This window comes from Cyclobacterium sp. SYSU L10401, assembly GCF_010993705.1.
GTDB lineage: Bacteria > Bacteroidota > Bacteroidia > Cytophagales > Cyclobacteriaceae > Cyclobacterium.
Window position 1 is genome coordinate 71,787 of the sequence record NZ_WOFO01000014.1, and the last position, 19,990, is coordinate 91,776.

Here is a 19,990-nt window from a genome sequence, read left to right on the forward strand (position 1 = left end):
TAAGTATTTAAAATTTTGGATGTCCCCGGATTCAATTCGCCCTATGGTCATAAAGCGCAACCGTTCGGAAATAATCTGGATCTGACAGGGGTTTACTCAACTTATCTTCTCCGATAAACGGGGCGAAATCGATGGTTTTTTCCGATTGATCACTGAAATTAAAATAAATTTTGTTACCATCCAGTATTTTAAATTTTGTTATACTTATCATAACTATAAAATTTTAATCTAACGGTTCAATTTTATTTAGCGGCTCACGACTTCTGGCTTTTTGCCAATTTTCTAATAACTCATCTCTGTGTTCTATTGCCCATTCAATCGTTAAGGTCTTGGCCCTTTTCGGCAAATGACCTTCCAATATTTCCAACGTTTTAATGTCAATCAAGGCTTCATTGTCTTGGTAAACCACATGGAAATGAGGTGGAGAATGGTCGTTAGAAGGGGTTGGACCTGAATGGCATACCAAGCAAGCTTACCGCTTCTGTAGATTGGGTCACGCGATCGACCGCAGATTGACAGAAGAGACCCCGCTGCCGCTAGTATTCACTTCACCCTTCTGTTTGAGAATCTACACTAACTGAGTAACGCAATCTTCAAAAGACCATTTGCAATGGCAAAAGACAACACTTTTAAACCTGAGCTATTTATTTAACATTCCGATTCGGAACTCAATTTTTGAACCTAAAAAGTACTATTTTCACCAAAAACGGACTGCTTTTCGGTCCAACAAAAATCCGGACTGCCATTTTTACCACTTTCCCTTCCATTACTGATTCAAAATGGTGCATTTTATTATCATTGGCTCACTTAAAATCCTCTTATTTCCAAAAGCACGCCATCAGGGTCATGAACAAGGATGATTTTCCGATCATTCGGAAGGACGGCTAACTTATATTTAATATGATTTTTGTCTAATCTTTCAATGTAAGGCTCAACATTCTTGACATCAATAGAGAAATAACTTGAACCTATTCTTTCAAAACCATAATATTCATTTTCATTACTAAATGGAATCTCCGGCAAGTCACCTTTGGTTTTATTGAGTTTGTATTTTAAGGAATAACCATCACACTGCATTCTCAAATTAATAATATTAAACTCCTTTCCGCTATTAACCCCATATTTAGTAGATGTTTCACTCGACTGGTGATACCTGTCCTCTTTTACCATCCCAATGATATCGGTATAGAATTTATAGGATTCATCCAAATCTGAAACGATAACTCCAATAGACATTACCTCAACGGGGCTGGTTAGGCTCTTAAATCCATAAATTATGAATATAGCGAAAATCAGGATTCCCATAATTTTAAATTGCTTATTCATACGCTATTTTTTTTTTAAAATGCCGTAAAAGGTCTTTTGGTTTCATTTCTATTTATCCCTATTCGAAGGTGCGTATTTTGACCACCATTTATCATCATCCGTTCTAAAAGGAGTATGGGAAACATGTGCAGTCACTGCTTTCCATTCTCCATCAATTTTCTGCATTCCGTAAGTAAAGCAACCGCTACTCAGGACTGTATCACCTTTATCATCTAAATGCTCATGGTCAAATTCAACCAAATATGAAGCAGCATCTCTTGAAAACACAAGAACTTTATGGGTTTGTAAATCCCATTTCAAGATTTTCTTCCAGCCCCCTTCTCCAAGAAGGTCTCTCCAGATTCCGTCCATAGTCATATAGTCCCCCCAGTAATAACCATCTCCAAAGACTATAAGGTCTTCTGCATAAAATGTCATAACAGATTCATAATCCATATTTTCCAAATCACTTGCATGCTTTTCCGAACGCTCGATGATATCGCCTTTTATTTGTTCGATTTCACCCATTGATAATCGTTCGGATTGTTGACTACAACCAAGAATAGGTAAAATAACTATAATGATTAACCACTTCATATTTTCAAATTTTTAAGGTTTTATAATATTTGGTCCATAACTCTGAGTATAAGAAGCGTAGGTCCTTTAAGGGTGTTTGGAATTTTCTGAAGCGTTATAACCTTCAGTTTATTCGAATTCCAAGTAGCGATCGAAAAAAGGAAACACATCATTGATCATACGACCATCAGGAGTCCACAAATTACTTGAATGTGTACCGATATACTCTTCGGCATCATGTTCAATGCCTAGTGCTTCCAGTTTTTCACTGAACATTCGGCAGGTGATCGGCAAATATTGGAATTCATCGTGTTTACCCCAGTCAATCTTAAAAGCGTTTAGTTTACTAAAGTTTTCGGCATATGAATCGAGCATATCATAAGGCAGGTTTTTATACCACTTTTTCAATACATCATAGTGAGTAAGAAGCGTATCTCGCTCCCATGAAAAGGGCATGTCTGCATAAAATGGTGGGTTATTCGGATTGGGTGAAAAAGCGCGGCCAAGGGCGACCATCGCTGTACCCTCGAATCCTTGATCGAACAGTGCTTCCCTTTTTTGAATTTCCTGTGCGTCTTTAAATCCCATATTGTTTGCTCCCCAGTCACAACATAGCGTGAGCATAGCGGGAGACATGGCATATGCAGATGAAAATACATCAGGGTAAAACATGCCCATTTTTATTGCACCATGACCGCCCATTGACCAACCACAAACACCACGACTATCCCTATTAGGTATCGTCCTGTATTTACTGTCGATATAGCTAACCAGATTTATTGCAGTAAAATCGGCCCAATTACCAGTAAGGGAAGAGTTTGTATAAAAACTTCCCTTATAGAGGGTATGCTGATTAGGAACCACAAGGATGAACGGTCTTATTTTATTCATTTCATAAGCAATCTCAAGTTTTTTATCAGTAGCAAACCAATTCAGGTTCGTGCTATCACTCGATGTAAACCCATGCAGGTAATATACCACAGGGTATCTTTTAGCTGGATTTTCTTCATATCCCGGAGGCAAATAAACCAATATGCTTCTTGTGGGATTTTCTTCAACTTTATTTTCCAGAGAAGCAGCATACAGACTGTCAGCTACTATTGTAGGAGCTAATTGCTGTGCTACTCCAAAATGTGCAAATAGAAGAAGGGTTAGGAATAGATTAAATTTTTTCATATTATAATTTTTAAAGGATACTGAAATTTATCAGTCACATTGTTATGGTTATGAGAAGACCGATAATTGTGGTTCATTTTCGTATAGCTGTCGGTTAGCATGTTAAGTTTATTCGAATTCCAAGTAGCGATCGAAAAAAGGCAACATGTCGTTAATTACTCTTCCATCATCAGTCCAAAGCTTGTTTCCATGATCCCCTATAATTAATGGCCAATTTTTCAAGCTTTTTACTGAATTCAATACTTGCAGCAATTTTAACTATCATTTTAAATGGTTCCATAGACATGAAGAATGAGTAGAATCTTATTCACTTTTAATTTTTAGGTTCATTCTGAATTCCATACACTTTTTCCCACATAGTGGTATATTCCTCTTGAAAGCGTTTAGCAGAATTTTTGGGAAATGGAAATCCGTCAGGTCCAACAAAAATGAAAGGGGTGTCTAAATCCGGATTTTCACGTTTACGTTTTTCCTCGAATTTCTCGAGATACCGGTCATAGTGCTCCACTAATTTATCTGCATCTTCAGTGAGCCCTGACGGGATGAAATGACTTTTTAATAATAACATATCTCTTATTTTTTCATTGCTATCTTTTAATATTTTTGCTTCCACGTAAAGATCATTTGCTTTTAATTTTTTAAAAGCCCTTTCCGTTCTGTTCAAATGTATATTCATGGGTCCCAATAATTCTGCGATGGCCTGTTCTTTCCAGGTGTATTGCGATTTTTGGATCAAAGCAATCTTTTCCGTTTGGATTTTTATATCGTGGGTAATTTGTTCTAAGCGTTTTTTGAAAAGTAAATTGAGAAGTACAGTTACCACTGCCCCCATAACGGTTGCGCTAAATATCGTAGGTAAAAGAAAATCCATAGTTATTTGATTTTAGGTTGAACAGCATTGTTTTTTTCACCTTACATTCTAAATCTAACAATTTATAAATTTTTAGGTCCATAATGAGCTTCTACGATATCCCAAACTAAATCTTCAAATTCCTTGGTTAATGTATATTTTGCAAGCTCATCACATTTCTCAATAATATTAAGTGAAGGAATATTTGATAGTTGATCATACTTAGGATTTTTTGATGCTTCGTCCATCATCTTGCTTTCTCTTGCCGCATATGCACGTAAAAACTTGTTTATTTCAATGTCTTTATCTTCTCCAAAGAAATTTAATGGACAAATTGTGATTGTTACGTCTGGCCAATTAAATGGATCTTCCATTAAATCAGCAATCTCTTTATCATTTCTTAAAGGGCCCAAATAATACCGGCTAAAAAGTTTTCTTTTAAAATTTCGAATCGAAAACACTGAGTCCTTGTTGGGTTCATAAATTACAATTCCAGTTTCACTATCTACTTCAAGTGATCTATAATTACAATTAAATGATCCCATTGTCATAATTTCATCATCAGCTATCAATAGTTTTGAGTGAACGACTTCTCTCCATGAATAAAATTGTTTATGCGCAGGTGCTATTTGATACACACGTACTTTCTTATCAAATTCCGCAATAGAACTAGTTTTTTCTAACGTATTTCTATTTGGGATTCTCCCATATTTTAAAGTTTGATAAAACTTGCGCCTAGCTCTATAAGGGAAAATTAAATCTGGTTTAGCAAGTTCTGAATCTTGAGTTAAGATGATTAGCTTCTTCAAACCTTTTCTTAAGGCTTTATGTAAGGCTTTCGCAATCTCCAGACTTATAATATACTGATCCTCAATATATATGTAGTCTTTTGTATTTTCTATGATTGCTAACAATGTTCGTTTTGCGGTTCTATCATTAATGTTTTTCCTGAAATTTTTAGGTGTATTATAAGTACCAATCACACCCATCATTGGATATTCATTATTGTTGTCTGGATTATACATTGCCTGCGGGAAGTATATTTTGGGCAGTTTAAAGTGCCTCGTTAATGGATTATTATTCCACTTATATTCAATACCTTTCCATCTTACGCTAAATTTCTTAAATATTTGTTCTGCACCATCGGAATGAATACAACATTGGACATCAAATTGACTAAACAATCTGTTTTTGTTAATGTCCATTCCCCCACAATATGCCCTTAAGCCATCAGCATTTTGTATTAAAACAACTTTTTCATGGTGTGATGCAACATTATCAATTGCAAACAATTTTTTTATCGGAGCTAATGAGCTTGGTAAATCTATGACAGATGTCAATAACTCTATAAATAAGTCTCCAAACCAATTTTTCGGGATTGGCAATTTTGATTTGAGGCTTGCTATTGCTTTACTAGCTACTAACGGCCTGTACACTACATTATCAGTAAGTGCGATAACATCAAATTTCTTGTTATTTTCCGCAAGTTCATTTAGAAAATTAATGGCGTAAATATTTTTCTTATAGTATAGTGGGTTATCCCAGAGCAAGACTCTTACGGCTACTCCCTGTTTTACCGCATTTAATAGCAAATTAGATAATTTTGTACTTTCATCATCTGGCACAAGATTGAAGTTGATGTCAAGCATCCACCCCAATATGTATATAAAGTCACCTTTCCGGGTAGTTTTCTGAATTGAACTAGTAAGGTGTTGAAAATATTCAACCCCCTCAACAAAATATTCAATTTTACTATTCAGAGTAGTTTGGTTTACATTTTGATTCAATATTTTATTCCATGAAATCGGCATATCAAAAGAATGAAAACTTAATCCTTAAAAACATCTAATTTAGATTCCTCATCCAACCACAACAAACTTGTCGGCAACTCAACCACCCACGATTCACCCACATAAGTCGCTCCTAAGGATACCCCAAATGTGCCATCGTCATAGGGAAATGGTTTATTCAGTGTTACTTTTTGATTGGCTTCATCCACGTTAATAATGCGGTAGCTTTTTAGACCAATTAAAATTTCCCGGTCAATATCATCTTCAGTAAAATCAGTGCCGTCCTTGCCTTGAATTTCATTACTGTCCTTTTCTGCTTCAATCTTACCAGGTCTTTCAATAAACTCGTTGTCCATTTGCTCCTTGAGTTGTTCAATTAGTGGCACTGTTGGATATTGGCTTAATGTATCCTCTTCCGCATCTGTTTCCGGTTGTGGAGCATCAATGGTTTCCCAGGGCTCTCCACCTGATTCTATATAATTACCAATGACATCTTGAAAACCCGGTCTGATGGGCACCCACATACGGGCATAGCCTGCCTTCAGAAATTTTTCGAACAATGGATCCGTATCTTTCAGATGCAGTGTGTCTATCCAGTTATCTTTTCTCCCCCAGAAATAATCATAAAACAAGTACGTTGCATGCTGCCATTCGAAGGCCTGTTCAAAAAACTGTACAAACTGGCCTTCTACTTTCGCATCTTCCAGGTCTATTTCCGGAAAACCCAACCCTTGGTTTAAGTTTTGCCACATGGCATTAAAGCCTTCGTACTCCTGACCTGTCAAAATGGAGATGGCATGTTTTTTTAACTCAGTTTTCTCTGTTTCCCGGTTAATCAAAGGATTTTGTCCCTGAATATTAATTTCGGTCTCAAATGATTGGGCCTGTAACGATTCTTCGTAATCCAATTTCAAGCCATTATAGGCATTGATTATAGCCGAATAAGTATCTATTTGCCATTGTTGAAAAGCTTCCTGTTTTCGCTCACAGGTAATGGCTACATTTAAGATTGCATAAAAATTTATATCCGCTGAGTAAGCTATTCCTAGTTCTATTTCTTCTTCCTCGTTATCCAGTAGTATTTCATTGGGTCCTTTATTAAGAAACAATTCATTATCAAAATTATAGTCAAAGTTTAGTATAACCGGATGAGCTGTTATTATGGGCAATCCATTCACAATCTCATTTTCTTCCTGAACATTTCCAACATCTGTTTCTCTACTTTGATCAGTCAGTGTTCTTGAAAGGATCAAATTATTACCGCATGTGACCCTCACACCAAAATTCGCTGCATTTGTTCCCCCAGGTCCTGCTGATTCATGCGATCTGCCTGCAGCTAAAACATATTCAGCAGATTTTGCTCTATAATTTGAAGGAATTGTTACTTGCTTAGTCTCGTCACCTGCCATTTGTATGCTATTTTCAGCTTGAAAATGTACGCTTATGGCTCCTGATTGCACGATAAATTCAGGTGGCGGTGGTGTAACATCACTTACCCCATACTTGCTCACAAAGCACATATAGTTGGATAATTTCAAATCGGTGGGTTTAAGTTTTGAAAAAACTCCATTCTCACAAAAGCCAGGTTCATCCGGTTTTGGAACCTTTGTACCTTCTAAAGGTTTTTTTGACATGGCATAGCGGTAAAATGCAGCCGGTTCGGGAATTAAAAATTCCAGTGTACCTCTTTTACCATAATCGAAAACTTGTGCTTGGTATAGTTTATTTACCCATTTGTAAATCCCCGTGATATGACCATTATTTGTATTAGTTTCAGAAGGAGAGTTATCAATCTTATGTTTATTGATAACCTCTACTTCGCTTATGGTGGTTTTTGAACGTCGTTGCAACACGCGTTCTTTTATTTTTTGTACCGACCGGCTGACAACATCTTTTGAATAATTGGAAGCCGACCTTCTGCTGGTTTCGGTGGCCGTATCACTGGCATAATTCCCGTGGGCTTCAACCTTCACCGGACCGTATGATGCACTCGTGGTTATCCCAGCTTCTTTGCTCACATCTCGACTAATAGTTTTTGATGTTTCTGACTGTAATTCAAATCGATCCGTGGTTTCCAAGTCCTTTTCAAATTCCTCCTCTCTTTCCGTCTCCTCAAATACAGTTTCCTCCGTTCTGTCCAGTTTACGATGTTGCCTGCTTTTAAATTCTCCTTTAAGAACATTTTCAATATGGGCAATTTCGCCCGGTTCATAGTCAAGTAGCTCCTGACGGACCATCAACAAGTCCTGTTCTCCAATATTATTAACATGTCCTTTGGTAAGTCCTGTAAAATTATTTTCTTTTTTCTTCTCCTCTACCACGACCACTTCACAGGCACCGCATTTTTTTTTAACCAGAACGAAGGTGTCCAGTACACCCATAAGTTCATCTTTAAAACCATCGACGTTTATTTTTTTTGATTGAAGAGTAATTTCTTGTTCTATAGCTTCTAAGGCATAGGGAATGTCCACAATATCATCCTTTAAGCCTATTTTATTTGAGATAATATCCTTTGTTGTGTTACTAAGCGCTTTGAACTTATCTGTTGGAAGTGCCGAAAGGTTTGCTTTTTTCCCCTCCCTCCTTTTCGGGCTTTTTTTCAATTCAAGAAGGTGTAGTGAATAGGCATTTGAAAGTTCATCAATGGCTTTGCTGCTTTCTTCAATTTTTTTATTCAGGTCATTAATTTCCTGAATCCGTTTTTTCAGTGCGTCTCTTTTCTTTTCCTGCTCTTTATCATTTTTTTCTTTTCTTTCTTTGTTCTGATTAGGTAATGGAAATAACTGTGAGGGGAGTAATAAGGTAGCACGTCTTATCTTTCGTACTTTTTTCGGGGTTTTCTTTTCTCCATCTTCTTTAGCCAGGTACTCCAACAAGGCTATATGTCTACATAACCGCATCAGGCGACTTCGTAAGCCCACTACAGAAGGTTTCACCACGGAGGCAGCTATGAGACTATCAGCAATCAGGCGCTTATCCTGTTGAAATTCTATACTTTCGACGAATTTTTTTAAGTCTTCAAATAATTGTGTTGAAAAAGTGATTATGACATCAACATCAATATTCTTTTGTGTTAACATCCAGTCGTCAAATTCGAACAATTTTGTTCTCAATTGTTTCCTATTCTTGAGAAAAGCATTTGTCTGCATTGCTCTTTTTGCAGATTGCTTTATTTGTTCCAAGGATTTATCCTCAATGCGCATTTTTACAAGTCCGGAAAATATTTTGTAGTTACTGACCTCCTCTTCAATAATCTGGATTGTGGAGTCCTTTAACCTCTCATTTGATATTGCTTGAGGATTATGAATAATTGAAAATCTGAAAATTTCTTTGATCATTTTTTTACTCTTTAGGGTTTAAATATATTTTGCTAACATACTGGTCAATCACCCCGGTTTGATATTCTGGTTCACATGGAAGAAGTTATCCGGATCATATTTGGCTTTAACTTTCTGCAGGCGTTCGTAATTATCACCGTAAGATGCTTCAACACGATCCTGCCCTTCTTCCATCATAAAATTGACATAGGATCCGCCAAGCGTGTGTGGATGCACTGCTTTCCAATAGTCCCGTGCCCAGGTTTTTATTTTTTGAGCATTTTCAGGATCGGGATCTACACCCACGATCACCATCGACCACTGTGCATCACGTTTACTCCAGGCCGTTTCGTCCTTTCCGACCTTATGCACGGCACCATCTACCGGGTAGAGATGCATGGTAGATAGAGGAGTAGGGACTTCGGCAAATTTTATATGTTCTTGAATGGCTTCATCAGATAGTTCTTTGACAAAATCACCTTTCCAATACCATTGGTGTCCGGAAGGATAGAGTGCATCGAACATGGATTGCAATGCCGGATAAGGCATCTCGCCCGTAAATTCAAACAGCGGCTCAGCTACATCACGGGCCTGTTGCACAAATCCTTTAAACTGGTCCTTCGGGCCGGTATAGCACCATAACAGGCCACACACTTTTTCACTGTGAATCTCTTCCGGAAAAGGGTCAGCTGCAGCCACTTCGGCTATCAGATAAAAAGCATACAGATCATCAGGCATTTCAGGCAGCCAGTCGCGGTACCACTTCATCGTGGTTTCAAGTTGATCGATCGGCCAAAACATGGGTCCTGCAATTACATTTTTCACGGGATGAAGCCGGTATTCAAATGAAATTACGACTCCAAAATTGCCGCCCCCACCACGCAATGCCCAAAATAGAGCTGCGTTTTCCTTTTCATTTGCGTGTACAATTTTCCCATTGGCAAGCACTACTTCAGCGCTGATGAGATTATCAATGGTGAGGCCATATTTACGGGTGAGGTATCCATGGCCGCCCCCTAGTGTCAGTCCTGCCACTCCGGTTGTAGAATTGACCCCGCTCACCGTTGCCAGACCGAACTCATGCGTGGCGGCATCCACTTCTCCCCAGGTACAGCCGGGCTCCACTCGGACTGTTTTATTTTCAGCATTAACCCGAATGCTTTTCATAGGGGAAAGATCGATCACCAATCCCTCATCTACCAGTGCAAGGCCCGGGCCGCTGTGTCCCCCGCCGCGAATGGATACTTCTATCCCTTCTTCCCGGGCATAATTTACCGATGTGATTACATCATCCTTGTTTTTGCATTTCACAATGATTAAAGGATATTTGTCGATCATGGCATTGTAAATGGCACGAGCCTCATCGTAATTGTCATCCGTTGGAAGAATGATCTCTCCGTTTAGTTTTTCTTTCAAAAGGTTGATGGATATTGTAGATTTCATAGTTATACTGGTTTGATATGGTTTGTAATTTATTTATGTGAATCTGATAATTCTATCTTTGAATGATCAAGGAAAGCCTGATCTTCGAAATTTTCATTTAGAATGAAACTCCCTGGATTATGGATCAACCTTTCTGAATAATTGGCATGTATTCATCACCTAACATGCTATAAACAGCAATCCCTAGTTGATCTCATCGACGTTGATCTTGGGCATAAACTCCCAATGATTGGTTTCCTTTCGATATGCAACTTAAAAAATCATTGATATACAGGCTTTTCTCAAAAGATCAAAATCTTTGCTTAGCCGTCCAGGCGCTACGATTTCGAGGCTTTTCCGAAAAGTTCAGAATCTTTACTTATTGGTTCAGTGTTTCTGAAACGCTGAAGGGGAGATATGGAATTTTTTCTTGAAAACCCTGCTGAAATGTGATAAATTTTCAAATCCGCATTCATAGACTACCTGGCCAACTGTTTTATCGGTGGTCTCCAAAAAAGCTTTTGCTCTTTGAAGGCGACGATTTGTAAGCCATTTTCCAGGGGTGGTTTGGTAGTGCTTTTTAAAATCTCGCTTAAATGTGGACAAACTTCTGTTTGCCAGGTTGGCAAAATCCTGAAGTTTTAAATCGTACCAATAGTTCTCTTCCATCACTTCCCAAATCGGAGTTTGATACCGATCTACAATTTTCAGGATATATGCGAGGATATGTTTGTTCTTTGGGTTGGAGAAAATATTAAAAAGTAACTCTTTGAACTTATTTTCAAGTACACTCTCCGGAATTGGTTTATTATTTCCAAAGTAGGGGAGGAAGCTGGTATAACAACTCCTGATCTGATCGTCAATCTCAAATGTTTCGATCATTTCCTTACCTGGTTCAGGTAAATCAGTCAGTGGCAAATAGGATCTGAACTCCTCAAATATAAACCGGAGGTATTTATCTTTCACATAGAATACCAAGGTGTCCCATCCACTATAATCGGCAGGTAGTTCCTGTAAAAAAGCACATTTTTTTAGCAATTCACCTTTTCCAGTGCTGTGTTCCCATATTTGATCACCGTGTTTTTGAATCCGTTTACCGCTTAATGTAAAAAGGATCTGGGTATGCTTGGAGTAGAGTTGCATTATCTCATCCCGCTGGGGGCATGTGTAATATAAAACGAGCGTATCTTTTACAGAAAATTGAGGGAAAAGCTTCGGATTCGATAATTGTAATTCATACAGATCCATATCCTGGCGGGTGGGTAAGAAATGATTTCAAAGTATTAGTAAAATCAAGATCTAGCAATGATTCTTTATTACTTATGATTCTCTATTGAAACGATTAAAATTAATATAAGAAAAAAGGCCATAAATTCAAAGGTAATTGATACTGGTCATAACAGAATTCCCTTTTCCTTCACTTTTTTTTGATTTTCTCTCCGGGTTTCATGCCCCACTGTTGCCCGATTTGCATGGATTCCTACCTAAGGATCTTGATTTACTGGAATATACCTTAACTTTGAAAGAAAAATGTGGCAACTTGTATTTATAGCAATGATGGTGAGCAAATTACTTTTATTTGATTTTAGTGCTTCTGAGGACTGGTCGGCTTGGGAAATCGAGAACGATGCGGTGATGGGCGGTAATTCCAGTAGTAAGCTTGAAAGGAGCGCCGAGGGTAATGCTATTTTTAAAGGAACGGTCTCCCTGGAAAACAATGGTGGCTTTGCCTCCCTGCAATATCATTTTTCCACAAAAACCATTAAAGGCTATAAAAAGGCACTTATTTTATTAAAAGGGGATGGAAAGGCCTATCAATTTAGGATGAAATCCAGTCTAAAAGACAAGGCTTCTTATATATACACTTTCCAAACCACCGGGGACTGGGAAACCGTGGAGGTTCCCTTGAATGAAATGGAGCCGGTATTTCGTGGGGAAAAACTGGATTTGCCCAACTTTTCTGCCGATACCATCCAGGAAATACGATTTTTGATAGCAAATAAAAAGGCAGAGGATTTTCGGTTGGAAATAAAAAAGATCGAACTGGACCGAAATCAATAAATGAATATCGGCACAGTTTTTACTGAGAGGGTGATAATTACCAAGAAATCCAGAGGCATTCTTATGGGAACCTTGTTTGCAGCAACATAAATAGCATTCCCACTTCTCTTTTTTAATGCAATTGGGTTTTGTCGCTTCTGTTAAATGGTCCCCCTTGTGTGAGAAACTCCAAGCTGGCGCAGAATGATCTAACCAAATACCCTTGGGTATTTCCCCTAACTTTAACTTTTTATCAGAATTTAATTATACTCATCATTTCTTTAAAGACCATCGAAAGACGACTTTATCTGTTTGTAAAGACAACGTTAAAACAGGTGTGATAATCTCGTGCGGCCCAATGGCTCACAGGCAGTGGCACTGATTTTCCTACGCCCACTGCCACTCCCTAAGTCCTTCCTGCTTTACTCGTTTTGCTTTAGTTTGTATAGATACAGCTGACTGGGTGCCGGCCAGGGTTTTTCCCGGGGGCGGTCGCGGTTCCGGTTCAGCGTTTCCCATTTCAATACATACCGAACACCCTTTTCCGCTGCCTGCCCGATATCCCCATCGGTTCGCACCTCCAGCCCGGGGAAAGTGCCTGCTACCTCCAGCTGTTCGTCAAAGGGTGCGGGTTTCAGTACCTTCCCCACATTTTCAAAATTATCGTTCAACAGGATCGTACCATGACCGTGCTTGATATGCCAGTATCCCAATTCATAATACCCATCAGCCCGCTTCTTAAAGTCCTTGATGCGTACTTCACTGTTGATGCTGCCGTTCCCGGAAAATTCCCAGCGGTAATCCCAATTAGTAATCTGCCGGTAATTCCATCCATTGGCTTTCAATTGGGCCGTGTAAAACTGCAGGTTGCCTTCGGGACCATATTTGTGATAGGTGAAAACGGGCAGGTTGTTTTCATCCAGCAGCATCCGGGCGGCCAGGTTTATGATCCCTCCTTTCACTGGAATGGGATCCACAATCAGGGACTTGTTGTCAAGGGTGGCAGGCATGGCGATCTGTTCTCCGAAAGCATTGTACCAGTTTTTCAAGTCCGGACTTTTCATATAGGAAAGGTCATGATTGGTGGAGCAATCGGGGGTGTCGCGCCAGACCCAGTAGACATGGTACCAGCCGTCCTTCAGCAGGGTGGGCTGGCTCTGGTAGGCGTTCATATCGCCCTGCCCGTCCGTCAGCGGGGTGTCCAGCAGGCGGGTCCATTCTTTAGCGGCGCAGTTGTAAATATTGTAGATCTCATTGCCATTACCACTGCCTCCATCCCGGTAATGAAAAAGCAGTTCGCCCTCTTTGGTGTTCATAAAATGCGGGTAGGTGGCCCTTTTTTCATTTTCGCCCACCATTTCCATGTGCTGCTGCAGGGTGGAAATATCGTTTGGCTCTGTGCTGCGGAAATAGGTGATGGGATGGACGTGCATGTTTCCCGACAGGTGGATGAATCCTTCCTTGTCGATGCCGAGGGTCACCGAATTATGACTATCCCAGCCCAGCACGGTACTGGTACCTCCATGCGTTTCCCGGGAAGTGGCTGGCATTACGTGCAGGTCAAATTCCGGATCGCTGAGATTTCGCTGGCCCACGACCATGTTGCGGTTGGCATTGTAGTAGGAGATATACTGTCTGTCCTTATGGGTAAGCAGGGAAAAGCCAACCGGATGCCCTGCCCAAACGGAATCGATGGGGATGGTCTCGACGATCGTTTCGGTCTTGTGGGTATCGTCGATAACAAGGGGACTTTGGCCAAAACAAGGCAGTGAAATCAGGATAAGAAAGAGGGAGATAGGTACTGGGTTCATATTGCAGGCGTTTTGATCCTGAATATGCCGCCTTATTTTCACTTTTCAAAGCACTAATCCGGTAGGCGGTAAATTTCATGGTGGCCCATTTCTTGATTTTCCACGATCAATGTGCCCCTGCCGGCTGCCAGGGACCATTCGTAACGAAGAGATGGGTTGCCCTCCAGACCGGTAATTTCGGCTTCAAAGCCTGCGGTGGCATTGAGAGACAGGCTTCCGTCCTGTTCGACCGTAGGAGAAGAGAGCGTCACCTCGCCCTGAGGTTCCGGGTCTATGTCTTCGGTATCACAGCTAAAACTAATCAGGCTGGCAAGCACCAGGCCTTTCCATTTCCTTTGTAATTTTGTAGCCATTTTTATCATCATTTCAGCGGATTAGAACAACTTTACTTAGTCATCGAAAAGCGCGTAAAATGTCATCAGGAAAGGGCGGGCGGATCGGCAGAGGGATTTATTTTGACCAAAAGGAGTCCCTATCAAACTGGTTCAACAAAATCAGGAAGGAAAACAAAAAGTACCTGCTAGCTTAACCGGACAGCGATGCTTAAATAGTGAGAACTGCCATATATTCGCTCCAAAAATCTTAAATAAGTAAATAAAAACTATTAAACAAGAATGTTTAGTTATTGGTGTGTCGTTTTTCCCTTTTTCAAAGTCTGTCATGAAAATCTCTGACCAAGTCTTAAGAGCTTGTTTCTCTGGATTAGATAAAATATTGTCGCAATAGTAGGTATAATAAACATTGTCAAAATCCAAAATGTCTTATTGTAGATTTTGTTTTTCACCATGTCGCTTAAGATTATTATCCATGTAGAGAAGAAAAGCATCAGTCCAACAGTCAAAAAGAGTTGCGAAAATTCCCAATCTTGAATTTTAGCTAACGCCCCTAGCACAGTCAATAAGAAGTTTCCCATTACTAGAAACCATACCATTTTAATTCCAATTTTAAAGTCTTGATTTTCCATAGTATCCAATTTCGAGTGTTCTTATTTACTTTCAGATTCGTTTCTTTAAATACCCCTAACTAGTGGCTAACCGCAGCCATTGCAGTTAGTTTCCTTTTATGGACCTAAATCAAAACTCCCTAAATATAGAAAAAATCCCATTGAGGCCAACTTCTGTTTTCATTTACTATGCCCTTTCGGTATAGGGAGGTGCTCTTTTTTTCGCATCCGGCATATGGCAAGCAGCCCGACCGGGAAATCCGGCAGGCGAGAAAGCAAGCCCTATCAAAACAACCTGCATCAATTTAGCAGGCTTCATTTAGCGTTAGACGCAGTTTCGCAAAAAAATCCCAATGGGCAGCAAGCAGCCTTAAGCGCTTGCCCAAAAAGAGTCCTCCTCCGACCATTTGGCCCCTTGGACCATCCAATCATTAACTCCTGAATGTTATCTGTCTGGGAGAGGTATGCCCAATCCACAAAAAATGGCCTCATAACTAAATTTTAATTGAATAAAAATCAATGCCACAAGGGAAGACAGTATAAAGGTCAGGGCATGGATCCGGTGGGCAATTCCAGAGCTGTTTTCTTTCCTGGCCAATCTATATTCTAATTTTTTTTGCCGGAGTCCGCCTGCTGGCTCAAATCTAATGTTGGGGTTTGGCCTTTGATGGTGGCAACCTATCCGTCTACCGTTTAGTTCCTTATGGCTGCCGTGATTGAACAACAAGTAGATGCCTAATAACCTGTTTGCATTGATCTCGGCGGTAATTTACTATTTCGTCCAGTTTTCAATTTTTATATTTTGGAGACGATCAAAATGCTTTTCATTATTAGTCACTAATACCATATTATTTTCAATCGCTGTTGCACCAATAAATAGGTCCAGGTCATCTACGATATTTCCTTTATTTTTGAGTCTTGCTTTTTCCTTGGCGTAAATATCAAGCGCTCCATAAATTGGCAGCTGTTTAAAGCTGTCAATCAATTCGTTAATTACTGGTCTATTCTTGTCTGGGTTGGTACTTTTTTCAACCCCGTATTTTAATTCTGCAACAGTAATTTCGGAAATAAAAAAATTTTCGAATCCCAATCTTTCTATTTTATCAACGAGGCCATATCTACCTTTAAGAAAATAGATACAGATATTGGTGTCTAGCAAATAATCCATTACAAATCCTCAACCTGCCTGTTAGTATGCCTACTTGCTCTAATCTCTTCTATGATTTCTTCAGCACTTTCTTCAGATTCCCATGCACCAAATAACTTCTTCCAGGAATCATCCTTCACTTCTTTTTTTGCCCCTTTTAGAGAATTAGTGATCTTGCTTATTAGGTCGAGCTTTACATCTGCACTCAAATTCCTAACCATCCGAAATATATTTTCCGCTTTATCTAGCTTATTACTTTCCATATTAAATCCAATTTAAGTCCATCAAATTAACGAAAAATATTCAAATTTAGGTTCGTGATCTTTTTTTGTGTTGCGGAAAACTAGCAATGAACCTGCCTGCGGAAGGGGTCTATGGCCCGGGGTACCCGTTTCGACACGAAACAGCCGTAGAAAAAACCCCATCGCCGGGATTACTCCTCCCCTCCCAAAGCCCGCACCTGCCGGTCTTCTTCGATGTGCCGGATGCCCTGGATTTTGAGTTCCTGTAGGTCCTTTTCCTTTCCGGAACTGCAGCCGCTGATAATGCCGGCAAGCTTTAAAATCCGGTGGATGGTGCAACCCCTGTCCTGCAGGTCTTTTGCGATCTGCTCTATTTGGGGCTCCGATCCGCGCTCGATAGATGCGATAAAGTTTCGCTTCATGGCTGTTACTCGTTTTGCTGTGGAGATTGTACCAGACCGGCACCTACATCGCGTCCGGGTAAAGGCAAAGGCCTGGCCTGGCTGACCAGCTTATCCCATATCTCCCGGGCTGTAGCTTCGGGAAAGGCTTCCCGCAACTGCGCCGCCACACCCGCAACAAAGGGGGTGGCCATGCTGGTACCGCTGATGATGGCATATTCCTGGGGAAGTTTCCAGGAACTGAATATTTCTACTCCGGGCCCGGCAATGTCTACCAGCCCTCCATCGGGGTTCAGGCCCCCACAGGAAAAATCGGCTACATTCGAACGGCGGTCCAAAGCCCCTACGGCCATGATATTGGGACAGTTGCCGGGATGATTGACCGCCCGGATCAATCCCTGGCTGCGGCGGCTGTCGTTTCCGGCAGCCGCAATAATCAGGGTACCCATATCCATGGCTATACCAGCAAGCTCGTTGTAAATATTGGAATAGCGGCTGTCTTCCTCTACCGAAGCACCAAGGGACATGGAGATCACGCTGCAGCCCTCTGACACAGCCCATTCCATTCCTGCCAGGATACCGCTGTCACTACCTACCCCCTCATTGGAAAGCACCTTCCCTATGTACAAGCCAGCATCCGAGGCGGTCCCATAGCGGATGCCGCTGCTTCCCCGAACTCCTCCGACGGCGATACCAGCGCAGTGGGTACCGTGGCCATGCGCATCATCCACCGTTTCTCCCTGTATAAAGGATTTCGCCACGACCTCTCTTCCCGAAAAATCCGGGTGAGCCAGATACATACCTGTATCCAACACCGCGACCTTTACCCCTTTGCCGGTAAAGGAACAAGACAAGGCACCGAGGGCATTTAAACCCCAATAGGCTTCTGCGGTATTGTCAAAAACGGGAGGGGCTACAGGAGGCGGATCTTTGGGGACCGGTCCCGGGTTAGCACCGGGAGGATCTTTTTTTATTCCAAAGATGCGGCAAATCAATTGCCACAGGAAGTTAGTATTACGAGCTTCTTCCAGGGCATACAAATAGCGTTCGGGTTCCTCGTATTGAAAACTTCTTTGAGAGTAGAGCAGGGATTTGATCTGCTCGTCGTGGTTGGCGTTGATTACGGCTACCCTGAATTTCTCGAATACGATCCCGTCTCCTTCTGTAAAGGCTTTCTGGTAATCTTCCTCGTGACTACGATAGGCACTGGAGGGGGCCAGCCGAAGGGCCGCTCCTGAGGCTTCCTCATCGATCTTTTTCATATTGGTATCAGGGGAAAGCATGACCAGTTTTTTGCCCGTGTACTTGGGACGATCTCCGGAAGGAATTTGGAAAGAGGTGTAGGGATCCATGGGAAGGGGGTTTGGTTGAGGTTTGTTGGTACCGATGTAAAAGTTACCTATTTTTCCTTAAAAAAGCCAAGCCTTTGCTTCCTGAATCTGTCTTACTATCGGTATATCTGCTGCTGCCCAGTCCAGGTCCAGCAGGTGCTCTGGCGGCATCCAGCGATAAGCGGCATGCTCCGCCAGCCGCGGCGCTTCAGCAGCGATCCTGGCCCAAAAGGGCACGAGGCAAATGGCAAGGTCCCCGTAATCGTGCTGTACGGGCTGCATTCTTTTTTCCAGTTGGATGGTCAGCCCCAGTTCCTCCTGAATTTCCCGGATCAGGGCTTCTTCCTCGGTCTCTCCCGCTTCCACTTTTCCTCCGGGAAATTCCCATTTGAGGGGCATGCGCATCTTTTCGGACCGTTGCACCGCCAGGATTTGATGTTGTGAATTGCGGATGACCGCACAGGTAACCCATATCATGGTGTTGAAGGTAGTATATATGCACTTAATACCCTCAAATGATTTAAAATTTTTACCACATAAGAAACATAACATGGAAGGGGTTGCGATACTGCAAATGTGTACTTACCTGCCTTATATGGTTAAAAAAAAACCACATAAGGGACATAAGGACATGGAAGGGGTTGCGAAACTGATTATATGTACTTAAAGACCTTATATGGTTTAAAGGGAACCACATAAGGAACATAAGGGCATGGAAGGGGTTGCGATATTGCTTATGTGCACTTACATGCCTTATATGGTTAAAAAGAAAACCACATAAGGGACATAAGGACATGGAAGGGGTTGCGATATTGCTTATGTGTACTTATAAGCCTGATATGGTTAAAAAAAACCAATGATAATTTGCTATTTTTTGGGGGAAAGATTTAAATTTATTAGGGTCTAAAATTTTGAAGAAATGAGAATAACCAAGCATTTCTTAACCAATCTGGTATATCAGGTTAATGGGGCCGCTATCGAGGTACACAAAGCCCTTGGGCCTGGGCTTTTTGAAAGTGTCTACCATAAATGTATGATTCAAGAGTTTCGTCTGAGAAACATGCGCTTTCAGTCCGAGATATCGGTACCTACAATCTATAAAGGCCTCACCGTTGAAACGGCATTACGTTGTGATTTTTTGGTTGAAAACATTCTGGTTGTGGAACTAAAGGCAGTAGAAAAGGTATTACCTGTTCACGAAGCCCAGCTTATCACCTACATGAAATTATTAAACTCCCCGAAAGGCCTGCTGATTAATTTTAATACCAGCCATATCTTTAACGAGGGCCAGAAGACATACGTAAATGAACTATATAGAGATCTTGAGGATGAGTGATTAGGATACTTATAGGATGTTGGCTGTTAGAAAACCATATATGTTAAAAAAATGACCCACCTAAGGGACCTTATGAAAGGGAGCATGGAAATCCTTATATGTACATAAAGACCTTATATGGTTTAAGGGGAACCACATAAGGAACATAAGGACATGGAAGGGATTGCGATATTGCTTATGTGTACTTACACGCCTTATATGGTTTAAAAAAACCACATAAGGGACATAAGGACATGGAAGGGGTTGCGATAATGCTTATGTATTCTTAAATGCCTTATTTGGTTTAAAAGAAACCACATAAGG

20 protein-coding genes are annotated in these 19,990 nt (G+C 40.8%); 2 read left to right on the top strand and 18 right to left on the bottom strand.

What is annotated here, in order from left to right; all coding sequences use genetic code 11:
- Positions 1 to 31: 31 nt before the first annotated feature.
- The 10 genes from GL182_RS22515 to GL182_RS22560 all read right to left on the bottom strand — a co-directional run bounded on the left by GL182_RS22515 (position 32) and on the right by GL182_RS22560 (position 11,579).
- Complete coding sequence (locus GL182_RS22515) at positions 32 to 211, bottom strand: DUF2442 domain-containing protein (RefSeq protein ID WP_163382055.1); 180 nt, start codon at positions 209 to 211, stop codon at positions 32 to 34.
- 12 nt (positions 212 to 223) lie between these two features.
- Positions 224 to 466, bottom strand: coding sequence for a DUF4160 domain-containing protein (locus GL182_RS22520; protein WP_163382056.1), 243 nt, complete (start codon positions 464 to 466; stop codon positions 224 to 226).
- Positions 467 to 807: 341 nt separating this feature from the next.
- Entirely contained in the window at positions 808 to 1,326 is a 519-nt protein-coding gene (locus GL182_RS22525) for a VOC family protein (protein WP_163382057.1), read from the bottom strand.
- A 48-nt stretch (positions 1,327 to 1,374) separates the two neighbouring features.
- Complete coding sequence (locus tag GL182_RS22530; protein ID WP_163382058.1) at positions 1,375 to 1,902, bottom strand: nuclear transport factor 2 family protein; 528 nt, start codon at positions 1,900 to 1,902, stop codon at positions 1,375 to 1,377.
- A 108-nt stretch (positions 1,903 to 2,010) separates the two neighbouring features.
- Positions 2,011 to 3,057 (bottom strand): alpha/beta hydrolase, encoded by a 1,047-nt coding sequence (locus GL182_RS22535; RefSeq protein WP_163382059.1) that lies wholly within the window; start codon positions 3,055 to 3,057, stop codon positions 2,011 to 2,013.
- A gap of 313 nt (positions 3,058 to 3,370) precedes the next feature.
- Positions 3,371 to 3,928, bottom strand: a complete 558-nt coding sequence (locus GL182_RS22540) for a hypothetical protein (protein WP_163382060.1) — start codon at positions 3,926 to 3,928, stop codon at positions 3,371 to 3,373.
- Positions 3,929 to 3,990: 62 nt separating this feature from the next.
- Positions 3,991 to 5,694 carry a phospholipase D-like domain-containing protein gene (locus GL182_RS22545; RefSeq protein ID WP_163382061.1) on the bottom strand — a complete coding sequence of 568 codons (1,704 nt, stop codon included), beginning with the start codon at positions 5,692 to 5,694 and terminating at the stop codon, positions 3,991 to 3,993.
- 41 nt (positions 5,695 to 5,735) lie between these two features.
- Positions 5,736 to 9,035: a hypothetical protein gene (locus tag GL182_RS22550; protein ID WP_163382062.1), complete on the bottom strand. Its 3,300-nt coding sequence runs from the start codon at positions 9,033 to 9,035 to the stop codon at positions 5,736 to 5,738.
- Positions 9,036 to 9,083: 48 nt separating this feature from the next.
- Positions 9,084 to 10,457, bottom strand: a complete 1,374-nt coding sequence (locus GL182_RS22555) for an FAD-binding oxidoreductase (RefSeq protein WP_205603716.1) — start codon at positions 10,455 to 10,457, stop codon at positions 9,084 to 9,086.
- Between the two features lie 366 nt (positions 10,458 to 10,823).
- Positions 10,824 to 11,579, bottom strand: coding sequence for a helix-turn-helix domain-containing protein (locus GL182_RS22560; protein ID WP_163382063.1), 756 nt, complete (start codon positions 11,577 to 11,579; stop codon positions 10,824 to 10,826).
- Between the two features lie 387 nt (positions 11,580 to 11,966).
- Between GL182_RS22560 and GL182_RS22565 the strand changes: the two genes are divergently transcribed.
- The gene (locus GL182_RS22565; protein WP_205603717.1) at positions 11,967 to 12,497 is read left to right on the top strand and encodes a CIA30 family protein; all 531 of its coding nucleotides are present in this window, start codon (positions 11,967 to 11,969) and stop codon (positions 12,495 to 12,497) included.
- 401 nt (positions 12,498 to 12,898) lie between these two features.
- Here GL182_RS22565 and GL182_RS22570 read toward each other — a convergent pair whose 3' ends face one another.
- The 8 genes from GL182_RS22570 to GL182_RS22600 all read right to left on the bottom strand — a co-directional run bounded on the left by GL182_RS22570 (position 12,899) and on the right by GL182_RS22600 (position 18,828).
- Positions 12,899 to 14,287 (bottom strand): BNR repeat-containing protein, encoded by a 1,389-nt coding sequence (locus GL182_RS22570; protein ID WP_163382064.1) that lies wholly within the window; start codon positions 14,285 to 14,287, stop codon positions 12,899 to 12,901.
- A 53-nt stretch (positions 14,288 to 14,340) separates the two neighbouring features.
- Positions 14,341 to 14,640 carry a hypothetical protein gene (locus GL182_RS22575; RefSeq protein WP_163382066.1) on the bottom strand — a complete coding sequence of 100 codons (300 nt, stop codon included), beginning with the start codon at positions 14,638 to 14,640 and terminating at the stop codon, positions 14,341 to 14,343.
- A gap of 305 nt (positions 14,641 to 14,945) precedes the next feature.
- The gene (locus GL182_RS24535; RefSeq protein ID WP_410492724.1) at positions 14,946 to 15,251 is read right to left on the bottom strand and encodes a GldL-related protein; all 306 of its coding nucleotides are present in this window, start codon (positions 15,249 to 15,251) and stop codon (positions 14,946 to 14,948) included.
- A 751-nt stretch (positions 15,252 to 16,002) separates the two neighbouring features.
- A complete protein-coding gene (locus GL182_RS22580; protein ID WP_163382068.1) occupies positions 16,003 to 16,398 on the bottom strand; it encodes a type II toxin-antitoxin system VapC family toxin in 396 nt (131 codons plus the stop codon).
- Positions 16,398 to 16,640: a hypothetical protein gene (locus tag GL182_RS22585; RefSeq protein ID WP_163382070.1), complete on the bottom strand. Its 243-nt coding sequence runs from the start codon at positions 16,638 to 16,640 to the stop codon at positions 16,398 to 16,400. Before GL182_RS22585 ends, GL182_RS22580 begins: the two co-directional genes overlap by 1 nt.
- 170 nt (positions 16,641 to 16,810) lie before the next feature.
- On the bottom strand, positions 16,811 to 17,041 hold the full coding sequence (locus GL182_RS22590) for a hypothetical protein (RefSeq protein WP_163382072.1): 231 nt from the start codon (positions 17,039 to 17,041) through the stop codon (positions 16,811 to 16,813).
- Between the two features lie 5 nt (positions 17,042 to 17,046).
- A complete protein-coding gene (locus tag GL182_RS22595) occupies positions 17,047 to 18,372 on the bottom strand; it encodes a S8 family serine peptidase (RefSeq protein WP_163382073.1) in 1,326 nt (441 codons plus the stop codon).
- Between the two features lie 57 nt (positions 18,373 to 18,429).
- Complete coding sequence (locus tag GL182_RS22600) at positions 18,430 to 18,828, bottom strand: (deoxy)nucleoside triphosphate pyrophosphohydrolase (protein WP_163382075.1); 399 nt, start codon at positions 18,826 to 18,828, stop codon at positions 18,430 to 18,432.
- A 442-nt stretch (positions 18,829 to 19,270) separates the two neighbouring features.
- Here GL182_RS22600 and GL182_RS22605 point away from each other — a divergent pair, with 442 nt between their 5' ends.
- Positions 19,271 to 19,687 (top strand): GxxExxY protein, encoded by a 417-nt coding sequence (locus GL182_RS22605; RefSeq protein ID WP_163382077.1) that lies wholly within the window; start codon positions 19,271 to 19,273, stop codon positions 19,685 to 19,687.
- Positions 19,688 to 19,990: the final 303 nt, after the last annotated feature.